The following is a 12,278-nucleotide window of genomic DNA, read 5'->3' as shown; positions in this document are numbered from 1 at the left end:
CATGCCTATCGTGAATGCCAACCGGGTCTCCATCATTACGCCAGCCTACAAGGCGGCGTTGATCATCGGAGAGACGATCGAATCTGTATTGGCCCAGACATATACGGATTGGGAATTGCTGATCGCGGAGGACTGTTCGCCCGATAATACGCGGGACGTCATCCGGGAATGGGAGAAAAGAGACTCACGAATTAAGCTGGTGTCCATGCCCGCCAATGGCGGGCCAGCTATGGCGCGAAATGCGGCGCTGGCCCAGGCAACAGGCGGTTGGATTGCTTTTCTCGACAGCGATGATCTCTGGCTACCCGAAAAGCTGGAGCGCACGTTGGCGCACGCCAAGGCGAATGGTTCGGTGTTGACCTATACCGGCTTCCGCCGCATTTCAGCTGACGGCGCTCAGACCGGTAAGCAGGTTCATGTGCCTCGCACGCTGTCTTACCGCTCATTGCTGGGCAACACAGCGATTGCGACTTCGACGGTCTTGCTTGACCGTGTCGAGCTGGGTGATGTGCGCATGAGGAAAACCTACTATGACGACTTCGATTGCTGGCTGCAGATACTGAAGCCTGGGCGTCTCGCCCACGGCTTGGACGAGGATCTGATGCGCTATCGCGTCATGAGCCAATCGGTGTCACGCAACAAGCGGCGTTCGGCAATGCATGTCTGGCGAGCCTACCGGGACCTTGAAAAACTCGGTGTGGTGGCATCGGTCTGGCATTTCAGCCAATATGCGCTGAGGGGTTTGCTGAAATACCGTCAATTCTGAGTCGCCATGGATACGAGCAGGATACTGGTTACGGGTGGGACCGGCTTCGTGGGTCGGCGGGTGGTACGCGATCTGTACGAAAGCGGGATACCGCTGCGATTGTTGACCCGCAGGGCCGTGACTGATCCACGTGTCGAGGTTTGCAACATCCCTGACATGGCGGACGATGCCGCGCTGGCACGGGCAATGGTTGGCGTGGATGTGGTCTGTCACTTGGCCGGGCGGGCTCACGTTCTTGGTAAAGCGCCGGCGGATCATGAAGCCCAGTTCGAAAGCGTGAATGTCGATTGGACACGTCGCCTGGCACAAGCCGCGTTCGAGGCAGGGGTTCGTCGGTTCGTGTTCGTCAGCTCCATTGGCGCGGTGGCGACCTATAGCGTTCCGGGTGAGCCATTACACGAGGGCAGCCCCTGTCAGCCCACGACACCGTACGGCAGGTCGAAGCTCAAGGCCGAGGGCGAGTTGGCAGATATCGCGCAGCGTCATGGCGCCGAACTCGTAGTGGTGCGTCCGCCGCTGGTTTACGGCCAGGGCGCGCCGGGCAACATGGCTCGCCTGGCTCGTTGGGTGAATGCCGGCATTCCGTTGCCACTAAGCAACATTTCGAATCAGCGCAGCCTGATTCATGTGGATAACCTATCTGCCGTATTGTGCGCATGCATCACTAAGCCGCAAGCTGCGGGTCATGTGTTTCATGTACGGGATGCGCAGGACTACTCCACGCCGGATCTGTTGAGACGCGTGGCGCAAGCGCTGCACCGTCCGGCGCGCCTGTTTCCAGCACCACAGTCGCTATTGCGCGCCGTGGCCAGGGCGGCAGGCCAGGGAGGCTCGTATGAACAGTTGTCAGGATGGTTGCAGGTAGACGATTCGCAGGCTCGAAAGATCCTGGGCTATCAGCCCGCCATCCTGCCATTCGAACTGCTTGATGCCGTTAGTAAATAATAACTTCGCCAATTCCCCGTGAAACGCCTATTCGACTTCTGCTTTGCCGTGTTGCTGTCGCTGTTGCTCGTGCTGCCGGCTCTGGTGGTTTTTCTCGCCGTTCGATTGACATCGCCGGGGCCCGCTCTGTATTGGTCTGACAGGGTCGGTCGCGGTAATCGGATCTTTCGCATGCCGAAATTCCGTACCATGCGGGTGGGCGCACCGACTGTGGCGACGCATTTGTTGCCGGACCCGAAGACACTATTGACACCGATCGGCTCATTCTTGCGGCGCAGCAGTCTGGACGAGTTGCCTCAATTGTGGAGCATCCTAGCCGGAGAAATGAGTTTTGTCGGGCCACGTCCCGCATTGTTCAACCAGGAGGATCTGATCCAATTGCGCACCGAGTACGGCGTGCACGAATTGTTGCCAGGCTTGACCGGTTGGGCCCAGGTTAACGGGCGCGATGAGCTTCCTATCCCTGAGAAGGTCAAACTGGATGCGGAGTATCTGCGCCGGAAGTCAGCCTGGTTCGATTTGAAAATCATCTGGATGACGGCCGCCAGGGTGCTTCGGCAAGATGGCGTCTCACACTAAGCAGGATAGGGACAAGAGATGTTGACTAGCTTGGCCAAACCCATGCTTGGTATGCCGCGTACGGCCAAGCGATTGCTCGCCCTGTCGGTTGATGCCAGCCTCTGTGTGCTTACCACGTGGCTAGCGTTCTATCTCCGCCTCGATGATTGGGTATTGCTGTCCGGGCGGCCGCTCTGGGCCGCGGTTGCATCGATGGCTATCGCCTTGCCCATTTTCATCGTCTCCGGCCTTTACCGCGCCATTTTCCGGTATTCGGGGTTGCCGGCGATGATCGCGGTGCTCAAAGCCATCGTGATCTATGGGTTGGTGTACTCCGCCATTTTCACCGCAGTCGGCGTGAATGGCATCCCCCGCACCGTCGGTCTGATTCAGCCGATCCTGCTGCTGCTGACCGTGGGTAGTTCTCGGGTTATCGCACGATATTGGCTGGGGGGGCTGTACCGTGGCCAGCTGCAACGCAATGCTCTGCGCAAGGCGCTTATCTACGGCGCGGGTTCGGCCGGCCGCCAGCTCGCAGCCGCCATGGCCAATGGTCCTGAAATGCGGGTGGTGGGTTTCCTGGACGATGACGAACGTCTTCATGGCCGGATCTTGAATGGCCTGGCTGTCTATTCGCCGACCGATCTGCCCATGCTGGTCGCGTCACTGGAAGTCGATGATGTTCTGTTGGCGCTGCCTTCCGCGGGACGGCATCGCCGCAACGAAATTCTGCAACGCGTACTGCCGGCCAAGGTTTCGGTGCGTACGTTGCCGAGCGTGACCGATCTGGCCCAGGGGCGGGTCAGCATTGCTGACGTACGGGAACTGGATATCGACGATCTACTAGGTCGGGAGCCGGTGGAGCCTCATCCTGAGCTGCTCGCCCGGAATATCGCGGGCAAGACGGTCCTGGTGACAGGCGCGGGGGGGTCGATTGGTAGTGAATTGTGTCGCCAGATCGTGAATCTTGCGCCGTCTGCGCTATTGCTCGTGGAACAGAACGAATACGCGTTGTATGAGTTGCACCAGGAACTGACCGCCTTGCTGGCAGATACCGGCGGTCCGACATTCAGGCTGGTGCCGTTGCTGGCTTCGGTGCGTGACGAGATCCGCTTGGGCGAAATCATGGCGGCCTGGCGGCCGGATACGGTCTATCACACCGCAGCATACAAGCATGTGCCACTGGTGGAGCACAATCCTGCCGAGGGGGTACGCAACAATGTACTGGGAACGCTGATCGTCGCCAAAGCCGCAATCACCCAGAAAGTCGCTGACTTTGTTCTGATCAGTACCGACAAGGCGGTGCGTCCCACCAACGTCATGGGAGCGACCAAACGGCTGGCGGAAATGGTGCTGCAGGCGCTGGCGGCGGAAGATACGTCGACCAAGTTCTCGATGGTACGTTTTGGCAATGTACTGGGCTCTTCAGGCTCAGTGGTTCCCAAGTTTCGTCAGCAGATCAAGGCGGGCGGCCCGGTTACATTGACGCATCCCGAAATCACGCGCTATTTCATGACCATTCCCGAGGCCGCGCAACTGGTGATCCAGGCCGGCGCCATGGCCAATGGCGGCGACGTTTTCGTACTGGACATGGGCGAGCCAGTGAAGATTGTCGATCTGGCACGACGGATGGTGGAACTGTCCGGCTTGACCATCAGGACGGCGCAGGAGCCTGATGGCGATATCGCGCTTGAAGTCACCGGGCTGCGGCCAGGTGAAAAACTCTATGAGGAATTGCTGATCGGAGATAATCCCGAGCCGACCCAGCATTCGCGCATCATGAAGGCTCATGAAGATTGTCTGCCCTGGCACGTGTTGCAGGGCAAGCTCGAGGAACTGCAGTGCGCCTTGAGAGTGAACGACATTCCTGCGGTGCGTGCATTCCTGCTGGCGCTGGTGTCGGGTTACCGGCCGAATGGCGGTATTGTCGATTGGATACATCTGGAGCGTGGCGCGGAAGGGGACGTTCGCGTGCATTGATACCGTGGCCTGGGGGGTATTACACCGCCCGACAGGGTTGCGCCGATGCCGCATCACGGGTTTGTTGTAAATTCCGAGATTACGCTTTTGGTTCGTCTTCGGATTGATCGGCGCCAGGCCAGTTTCCCGGGGGGGGGCCAGCCCGGATCTCTTTAGCTCTTATCGATGCCAACACGCATTCTTCTCGTTCGTACCTCGTCATTGGGCGATCTCGTCCATATGCTGCCAGCAATTTCCGATATTGCGAGGCATGTTCCCGACGCCGAGATAGATTGGATCGTCGAAGAGGCGTTTGCCGAGATTCCGCTGTGGCATCCGGCGGTGAAAGAGGTCATCAAGGTTGCTCATCGCTGTTGGCGCAAGGCTTGGTGGTCAGGGCAGGTGCGGTCCGAGCGCAGGGCGTTGCGGGATCGGTTGCGCGCCAAGCAGTACGACATTGTTCTGGATATGCAGGCCCTGCTGAAGTCGGCCTGGCTGGTACGCCAGGCGCGCGGTGTGCGCCACGGCTTGGACTGGCGATCCGCCCGGGAGCCGTTGGCTTCCTTGTTTTACAACGTGCGGCACCGGGTGGAGTTCTGGCAGCCTGCGGTCATTCGGCAACGCAAGCTGGCGGCATTGACCTTCGGGTATCAACACGGCGGCCTGCCGGATTTCGGGTTGCAGTCTTTTGCACGCCAGGCGGGACAGCCCACCGATCTCGCCCACGTAGTTGGCAGCGAAGGCCTGAATGCCACTGATTTGCCACGACTACACCATCTGGACAATGATCGTGGCTACGCAGTGATCATGCCGTCGGCCAGCCGCGACGATAAACTATGGCCGGAAGAAGACTGGCGGGCGGTATTCCGGCGGTTGCGTGATGCCGGTTGTACGTTGAAATTGTTGGCCGGCAACGAACAGGAAGCCGAGCGTGCCAGATTGCTGGTCGCTGGCATGGACGGTACCGAGGTCATGCCACGTATGGATCTGACCTCCGTTGCTCGCCTGTTGGCGGGAGCGCGCTTGATGGTAGGCCTGGACAGCGGGTTGACCCACCTCTCGGCCGCCCTTGGCCGACCGACCATAGGTATCTATCGTGCGTCCACGCCTGTTCGTACCCCGTTGGTTGGCTCCAACTATACGGCCAGCCTCGGCGATCGCGGCGCTTCGCCTTCACGCGAGGCCGTGATGGCTTCGTTGGAGCAGGCGCTGGCGGCACAGTGATATGAATCGCGCCGTCTACACCCTGGGGTTGCGGGCGCTGGCCCCCCTGATCTGGCTGTGGATGGCCCGCCGCGCCAAGCGTGCCGGCGGCGAATGGCAGATCTTCTCGCCGGAGCGGTTTGGCCGGGCCGCGCTAGGCCGGGCCGCGTCAGGCCGGGCCGCGCCAGGTCGGGCCGAGGCCGGTGGCGCGACAGCGGCCGCCGAAACCGCGCAAGCCCCGGTCTGGGTCCACGCCGTCAGCCTGGGCGAGACCCGCGCCGCGCAGCCGCTGCTGCAGGCCCTGCTGGATCGCGGCCTGCCGGTGCTGCTGACTCACATCACCGCCACCGGCCGGGCCGAGGGCGCGCGCCTGTTCGCGGACGCCATCGCCCGCGGCCAATTGCGCCAGGCCTGGCTGCCCTACGATTTTCCCGGCGCCACGCGGCGCTTCCTGGCGGCCGCGGCCCCGCGCTGCGGCATCCTGATCGAGCGTGAGATCTGGCCCAACCTGCTGGCCGCGGCGCGGCGCGCGAAGCTGCCGATGGCGCTGGTGAGCGCGCGGTTCTCGGAATCGTCGCTGCGGCAGGCTGGCCGCATGGGCGGGGTGATGCGCGAGGCGCTGGCGGGGCTGGACCTGGTGCTGGCGCAGACGGCGCCGGATGCCGGGCGGCTGGCCCGGGCCGGCGCGCCGCGTCCCTCCGTGTCCGGCAATCTGAAGTTCGATCTGTCACTGCCCGCGGCCCAGGTCGAGGCGGGACAGGCCTGGCGCGCCCGACTGGGTCGTCCGGTGATCGCCGTGGCGAGCACGCGCGAGGGCGAGGATGCGCCGTTCATCGACGCCCTCAAGCGCCACGCCACGCCCGGCGGGCCGCTGTTCCTGCTGATTCCGCGCCATCCACAGCGTTTCGACGAGGCCGCCGCGCTGCTGGCGCAGGCCGGCCTGGCCCACGTGCGACGGTCATCGGGACAGGAACCCGGCCCGGAGACGGCAGTGCTGTTGGGCGATACCCTGGGTGAAATGGCGTTCTATTACGCCGCCGCGGACGTGGCGGTGGTGGCGGGGAGTTTCGCGCCGCTGGGCGGCCAGAACCTGATCGAGGCCTGCGCCGCCGGGGTGCCGGTCATCGTCGGGCCGCACACGTTCAACTTCCAGCAGGCCGCCAGCGATGCCATCGAGGCCGGCGCGGCGCAGCGCCAGCCGGATCCGGAGCAGGCCGTGACGGCCGCGCTGGCGCTGGTGGCGGATCCCGCCGCCAGGCAGGCGGCCGGCGACGCGGCGCGCGCCTGGTTCGCCAGCCATGCCGGCGCCACGGCGCGGACGATGGAAGCGCTGGCGCCCTGGCTGCGCTGAGGCTGGCGGCCTGTCAGGCCGTCAGGCAGGCTTGCGCGGCACCAGCGTGACCGCGCCGGGGTTCAGTTCCTGGCTGAAACGGCGCGGATCGCGCCCCTCGTCTTCCGGGCGCACGCCCAGCCAACCCTGGCCGAGCGCGTAGACGCCCAGGTTGGCCAGCAGGATCAGGATGAAGAGCACTCGCATGCCGCGGCCCCGTCAGGCGTTCGCTGCCAGGTTGGCGCGCGCAACGGCGGCCAGCCCGTCCAGGACCGGGTGGTTCAGGTAGATCGGCACCGGCGCGGCGCCGAATGCGCCGCCGGCATCGGCCAGCAGGCGTTCGATTTCCGAGTGCACCTCGGGCCAGCCGCCGCCGGCGGCGAAGATTTGCGGCGTCTGCCCGTAGCGCTGGCGGCCGGCGAGCCACTGGCGCACCACCGCGCCGGCCTGCGCGGCGGCGATGCCGGAGGCGATGGCCTCGTGCGTGTCGGTGGGGTAGGGCACCACCTGGCCGTCCGCGATCGGCAGGTTGGCCGTGCCGTGGGCCAGCGCGTTGCGCATCATCGCCGGGCCCGGCAGGATCAGGCCGCCGGCGAAGACGTTGTCCGGTCCCACGGTGTCGATGGTGGTGGCGGTGCCGAAGCTGGCCAGCAGGAAGGGCGGATGGGCGCCGGGCAGGCGCGACAGCACGCCCAGCAGCGAGGCCCAGCGGTCCGCGCCCAGCTGCGACGGCGTCTTGTAGTGGTTGACCAGCCCCAGGGAGGTGGCCTGCGAGGTGGCCCAGGTCACCGCGCAGCCATGGCGCTGCAGGATGGCCGAGATCGCGGCGCCGCGCTCGGCGCCGGCCACGTTCACGCCCAGCGCGCGCGATGGCCGTTGCGGCAGGGCGGCGAGCCAGCGGTCCAGGGCGTCCAGGTCCAGGCCGTCGAAGGCGACGGCGGCCGGCTCGCGCGGCATGTCCGGGCTGCTGGGGTCCAGCCAGCCCACTTTGAGGCGGCTGTTGCCGGAGTCGATGAGGATGATCATGCTTGGCGTCGAATCGAGATTTCACCGACCGAGATCGGCATGGCGCCCTGGGGCGTTTGCACCAGCAGGCGGCCCTGGCCGTCGACGCCGCAGGCGGTGCCGCTGAGGACCACGTCGCCTTTGTCCAGCACGTTGACCGGGCGGCCGGCCAGCGCGTCGACCTGGTCGAAGCGCCCGGAAAAGGCGGCGAAACCTTCGCGCTCCAGCGACCGCACGGCCTCGTGCCAGGCGGTCGCCGCGGCGCAGACCAGGTCCGCGGCGGTGGCGGCATGGCCCGGCGCGTGTTCGGTGACACAGGCCCAGTCGGCGACCTGGCGGCCCAGCGCCTGCGACAGCGCGCCGGCATCGACCAGATTGACGCCCATGCCGATGACGACGGTGTAGCCGGTCTCGCGGCCGCCCGGGTTGCGGGTGGTTTCGACCAGCACGCCGGCCAGCTTGGCGTCGTGCCATTGCACGTCGTTGGGCCATTTCATGCAGAGGCCCTCGGCGCCCGGGCCGGCCACGGCGCGCAGCGCCTCGCAGGCGGCCAGGCCGGCCAGCGGCGACAGCGCCGGCAACTGGGCGGCCGGCAGGTGCACGTCGAAGGCGCACGAGAACATCAGCGCCGCGCCCACCCGGTTCTGCCAGGGGCGGCCGGCGCGGCCGCGGCCCGTTTCCTGCAGATGGGTGCCCAGCAGCCAGGGCTTGCCGGCGCCGCCGCCGGCGCGGGCGCGGGCCAGCAGGTCGGCGTTGGTGGAGCCGGTGCTGGACGTCCAGGCGACATCTTGGAAAGCGGGCAGGCGTGAACCCAGCATCCGCGCGAGATCGTCGGGCGCGGGCAGGTCGGTGGGGCGGACTTGAGCGGACATGGCGCCGATTGTAGGGCACGCGCGGGCCGCGTTCGCGCCCTGCCGTCCGCAGCGTATATGATGAGCGATACATTTTGCATTGCGATCCAGCGTTCATGCCGCATTCCGCCCCGTCCGCGTCCGCCGCCGCCGCGCCCTTCCGCCAGGAAGCGGGTGTGTGCCACGTCGGGGGCGACTGGAGCGTGCTGGCGCTGGCCGAGCCCGGCGAGGTCGAGCGCCGCCGCGCCGCCATGGCCAAGGCCGCCGACGCCGGCGTGCGCTGGGACCTGCAGGGCATCAGCCGGCTCGACACCATCGGCGCGCTGCTGATCTGGCAGGCCTGGGGCGAAAAGCTGCCCGAGCGGGTGCGCTGGTCGGCCGGCCAGCAGGACGTGTTCACCGCCCTGGCGACGAACAAGGGCGGCAAGCAGGCGCCGCCGCGTCCCGAGCCCTCGTGGGGCTGGCTGCGCGCCGTGGGCGATGCCGTGCTGCAGGCGGCCGAGAACGGCCGCGCGCTGCTGATCATGCTGGGGCAACTGATCCTGGACCTGTTCGGCATGCTGCGGCGCCCGTCGCGCGGCCCGTGGCGCGAGATCTCGGCCCAGGTCTACCGCACGGGGGCGCAGGCGCTGGGCATCACCGCGCTGGTGGGCTTCCTGATCGGCGTGGTGCTGTCGTACCTGTCCGCCCAGCAGTTGCAGATGATCGGCGCCGACCGCTTCATCGTGCGGCTGCTCGGCGTGTCGATCGTGCGCGAGCTGGGACCGGTGCTGGCGGCCATCCTGGTGGCGGGCCGCTCGGGGTCGGCCATCACCGCGCAGATCGGCGTCATGCGGGTCACGCAGGAACTGGACGCGATGCTGGTGATGGGCATTTCGCATGGCCAGCGGCTGATCCTGCCGCGGGTGGTGGCGCTGGCCGTGACCATGCCGCTGCTGGTGCTGTGGACCGACGCCATGGCGATCCTGGGCGGGATGCTGGCCGCGCAGGTGCAGCTGGGGGTGTCGGCGCAATGGTTCCTGCAGTCGCTGCCCGACGCCATTTCCCTGACCAATTACTGGATCGGCATCCTGAAGGGCGTGACCTTCGGCATCCTGATCGCGCTGATCGCCTGCCATTTCGGCCTGCGCATCCAGCCCAATACGGAAAGCCTGGGGCGCGGCACCACCACCTCCGTGGTCACCTCGATCACCGGGGTGATCCTGCTGGACGCGCTGTACGCGGTCATTTTCAGTTCGGTGGGCATCTGATGGCCGGCGCCGAGCAACAACGCCTGTTCACCGAAGAGCACGTCACGGTCGCCCCGGTCATCACCGTGCGCGGCCTGCGGACCGCCTTCGGCGACCACGTGGTGCACGACAATCTGGACTTGACCGTCTTTCCGGGCGAGATCCTGGTGCTGGTGGGCGGATCGGGCACGGGCAAGACGGTGCTGCTGCGGCAGATCATCGGGCTGGACCGGCCGGCGGCCGGCACCATCCGGGTGCTGGGCAGCACGTTGTCGGAACTGACGCCGAGCGAACGCCGGCGCCTGTCGTATCGCTGGGGCATGCTGTTCCAGGCGGGCGCGCTGTTCTCGGCGCTGTCGGTGTACGACAACGTCGCGCTGCCGCTGCGCGAGCTGCGCACGGTGCCGGAGGACCTGGTGCACGATGTGGTGATGTGCCGCCTGGCGATGGTCGGCCTGTCGGCGCAGGATGCCGACAAGCGGCCGTCCGACCTGTCCGGCGGCATGATCAAGCGCGTGGCGCTGGCGCGCGCGCTGTCGCTGGACCCGGAACTGGTGTTCCTGGACGAACCCACGGCGGGCCTGGATCCGCTGCGTTCGGACGAATTCGTGGACCTGGTGCGCAGCCTGCACCGGCAGTTGGGCTTTACCGTCGTCATGGTGACGCACGATCTGGACACGCTGCTCGCGCTGGCCACTCGTGTCGCCGTGCTGGCGGACAAGCGGGTGATCGTTTGCGACACGGTGCCGGAAGTGCTGAAGGTCGACCACCCGTTCATACATACATTCTTCCTGGGCGAGCGCGGCTTGCGCGCGCTCGGGGACATGGCGCCGAAGGGAACGCATCATGGAAAACCGTAGTCACGCGCTCATGGCCGGCATCTTCACGCTGGTCCTGCTGGCCGCCGCTGCGCTGGTGGCCGTCTGGATCGGCCGCGACCGGACCAAACTGCAAACCTATGAAATCATCTCGGCGACCGCCGTCAGCGGGCTCAATCCGCAGTCGACCGTGCGCTACCAGGGGGTGCCGGTGGGCAAGGTGCAGTCGCTGGCGCTCAACCCCGACAAGCCGGGCCAGGTGCGCATCCGCATCGGCGTGGCGCCGAACACGCCGATCACCGAGTCGACCTGGGCCGAACTGGGCGTGCAGGGCGTGACCGGCATGGCCAACGTCGAACTGCGCGACGACGGCAGTTCGTTCAAGCGGCTGGCGTCGACCGAGGCCAATCCCGCGGCGATTCCGCTGCGTCCGGGCTTCCTGGACCGCATCGAGCAGCGCGGCGGACGGCTGATTTCCAACGTCGAGGACGCCACCGAGCAGCTGCGCCGCCTGCTGAGCGAGCAGAACGTGCAGGCGCTGACCGCCAGCCTGCAGAACGCCACCGACATCACCCAGTCGTTGAAAGAGGCCAGCCGCGACCTGGCGCCGACCCTGGCCAAGCTGGGGCCGCTGGTCGAGTCGCTGGGCAGCACCTCGCGCCAGGCGGACCGCGCCGCGCGCGAAGTGGCGGATCTGGCGCAACAGGCGCGGCAGTCGCTGGCGCGCCTGAACGCGCCCGACGGCGCGCTGGCCATGGCCACGCGCAGCCTCAGCGACATCGCCTATGCCGCCTCGCGCCTGGACAACGAGACGCTGCCGGCCATCACCGGCATGGCGGCCAGCGTCACCGAGGCCGCGCGCGGCGCCACCTACACCCTGCGCCGCGTGGACAACACGCCGCAATCGTTATTGTTCGGGCCGGCGCCGGCGGCGCCCGGGCCGGGCGAGGCCGGCTTCGCCGGTTTTGGGAGACAGCCGAAATGAAGATGCGTAGCGCGATCCTGATCCTGACCCTGGCGCTGGCCGGTTGCGGCGTGGGCCGCGTCGGCGCGCCGCCGGCCGTATTCGACCTGGGCCTGGACGCCCGGCCGGCGCCGCAGCTGCCGGCGCGCGAGCCCATCGCGCTGACGTTCTCGGCGGTGCCGGCGCTGTCCGGCACCGGCGTGATCTGGCGCGTCGGCGACAGCGCCGCGCCGCAATCCTATGCCACCTACCGCTGGGCCTCGTCGCCGTCCGACCTGGTGCGCCAGCGCCTGCTCGAGCGTCTGTCACGGCAGGGGCCGGTGCTGGCCGATCGCGCCAACGGCCAGACACCGCAGGTGCAGGTCTACCTGTCGCAGTTCGAGCAGGTGTTCACACCCGACGGGTCGGCCAGCGAGGGCCGTGTGCTGCTGCAGGCGGTGCTGCTGAACGGCCGCGCCGTGGTCGGCCAGCTGCGCATCGCGACGCGGGCGCCCGCGCCCACGCAGGACGCCGCGGGCGGCGTGGCCGCCCTGCGCCAGGCCACCGACGACGCCGCCGACCAGCTGGCGCAATGGCTGGCCACGCAACCGAAGGCCGCGGCCCGACCCGCCGGTTAACATCTTCCTTTTCCACGCAGCACGAGTTTTCCT

At 66.7% G+C, this 12,278-nt stretch carries 13 protein-coding genes; 10 read left to right on the top strand and 3 right to left on the bottom strand.

Annotated elements, in window-relative coordinates; translation table 11 throughout:
• Position 1 precedes the first annotated feature (1 nt).
• The 6 genes from AOZ49_RS04955 (at position 2) to AOZ49_RS04935 (ending at position 6,782) form a co-directional block, all read left to right on the top strand.
• Positions 2 to 766: a glycosyltransferase family 2 protein gene (locus AOZ49_RS04955; protein WP_054430801.1), complete on the top strand. Its 765-nt coding sequence runs from the start codon at positions 2 to 4 to the stop codon at positions 764 to 766.
• Between the two features lie 6 nt (positions 767 to 772).
• Positions 773 to 1,711 (top strand): NAD-dependent epimerase/dehydratase family protein, encoded by a 939-nt coding sequence (locus AOZ49_RS31625; protein ID WP_082380326.1) that lies wholly within the window; start codon positions 773 to 775, stop codon positions 1,709 to 1,711.
• Between the two features lie 18 nt (positions 1,712 to 1,729).
• On the top strand, positions 1,730 to 2,290 hold the full coding sequence (locus AOZ49_RS04950; protein WP_054430800.1) for a sugar transferase: 561 nt from the start codon (positions 1,730 to 1,732) through the stop codon (positions 2,288 to 2,290).
• A gap of 18 nt (positions 2,291 to 2,308) precedes the next feature.
• On the top strand, positions 2,309 to 4,249 hold the full coding sequence (locus AOZ49_RS04945) for a polysaccharide biosynthesis protein (protein ID WP_054430799.1): 1,941 nt from the start codon (positions 2,309 to 2,311) through the stop codon (positions 4,247 to 4,249).
• A 165-nt stretch (positions 4,250 to 4,414) separates the two neighbouring features.
• Positions 4,415 to 5,452, top strand: coding sequence for a lipopolysaccharide heptosyltransferase I (waaC, locus tag AOZ49_RS04940; protein ID WP_054474515.1), 1,038 nt, complete (start codon positions 4,415 to 4,417; stop codon positions 5,450 to 5,452).
• Position 5,453: 1 nt separating this feature from the next.
• Positions 5,454 to 6,782: a 3-deoxy-D-manno-octulosonic acid transferase gene (locus AOZ49_RS04935; RefSeq protein WP_054474514.1), complete on the top strand. Its 1,329-nt coding sequence runs from the start codon at positions 5,454 to 5,456 to the stop codon at positions 6,780 to 6,782.
• A 21-nt stretch (positions 6,783 to 6,803) separates the two neighbouring features.
• On the opposite strand, the gene AOZ49_RS32895 is transcribed toward AOZ49_RS04935, so the two are convergent.
• From AOZ49_RS32895 to AOZ49_RS04925, 3 genes are read right to left on the bottom strand one after another with little or no spacing between them, the layout of a single operon-like run.
• Positions 6,804 to 6,968 (bottom strand): hypothetical protein, encoded by a 165-nt coding sequence (locus AOZ49_RS32895; RefSeq protein WP_006391936.1) that lies wholly within the window; start codon positions 6,966 to 6,968, stop codon positions 6,804 to 6,806.
• Between the two features lie 12 nt (positions 6,969 to 6,980).
• Positions 6,981 to 7,787 carry a type III pantothenate kinase gene (locus AOZ49_RS04930; RefSeq protein ID WP_054430796.1) on the bottom strand — a complete coding sequence of 269 codons (807 nt, stop codon included), beginning with the start codon at positions 7,785 to 7,787 and terminating at the stop codon, positions 6,981 to 6,983.
• Positions 7,784 to 8,638 carry a biotin--[acetyl-CoA-carboxylase] ligase gene (locus tag AOZ49_RS04925; protein WP_054474513.1) on the bottom strand — a complete coding sequence of 285 codons (855 nt, stop codon included), beginning with the start codon at positions 8,636 to 8,638 and terminating at the stop codon, positions 7,784 to 7,786. Before AOZ49_RS04925 ends, AOZ49_RS04930 begins: the two co-directional genes overlap by 4 nt.
• A gap of 95 nt (positions 8,639 to 8,733) precedes the next feature.
• Between AOZ49_RS04925 and AOZ49_RS04920 the strand changes: the two genes are divergently transcribed.
• Genes AOZ49_RS04920 through AOZ49_RS04905 form a run of 4 tightly spaced genes read left to right on the top strand, consistent with a single transcriptional unit; the run spans position 8,734 to position 12,245 of the window.
• Positions 8,734 to 9,867: an MlaE family ABC transporter permease gene (locus AOZ49_RS04920; protein ID WP_054474512.1), complete on the top strand. Its 1,134-nt coding sequence runs from the start codon at positions 8,734 to 8,736 to the stop codon at positions 9,865 to 9,867.
• Entirely contained in the window at positions 9,867 to 10,706 is an 840-nt protein-coding gene (locus tag AOZ49_RS04915) for an ABC transporter ATP-binding protein (protein WP_054430793.1), read from the top strand. The genes AOZ49_RS04920 and AOZ49_RS04915 overlap by 1 nt, the downstream gene beginning before the upstream one ends.
• Positions 10,693 to 11,649 carry an MlaD family protein gene (locus AOZ49_RS04910; RefSeq protein ID WP_054430792.1) on the top strand — a complete coding sequence of 319 codons (957 nt, stop codon included), beginning with the start codon at positions 10,693 to 10,695 and terminating at the stop codon, positions 11,647 to 11,649. Before AOZ49_RS04915 ends, AOZ49_RS04910 begins: the two co-directional genes overlap by 14 nt.
• A complete protein-coding gene (locus tag AOZ49_RS04905; protein WP_054474511.1) occupies positions 11,646 to 12,245 on the top strand; it encodes an ABC-type transport auxiliary lipoprotein family protein in 600 nt (199 codons plus the stop codon). Before AOZ49_RS04910 ends, AOZ49_RS04905 begins: the two co-directional genes overlap by 4 nt.
• The last annotated feature ends 33 nt before the right edge of the window (positions 12,246 to 12,278 follow it).

Source organism: Achromobacter sp. 2789STDY5608615, assembly GCF_001298995.1.
Lineage (GTDB): Bacteria > Pseudomonadota > Gammaproteobacteria > Burkholderiales > Burkholderiaceae_B > Achromobacter > Achromobacter insuavis.
The sequence above is the reverse complement of the archived record's forward strand: the minus strand, read 5'-3'. Positions and strand labels throughout refer to the sequence as shown.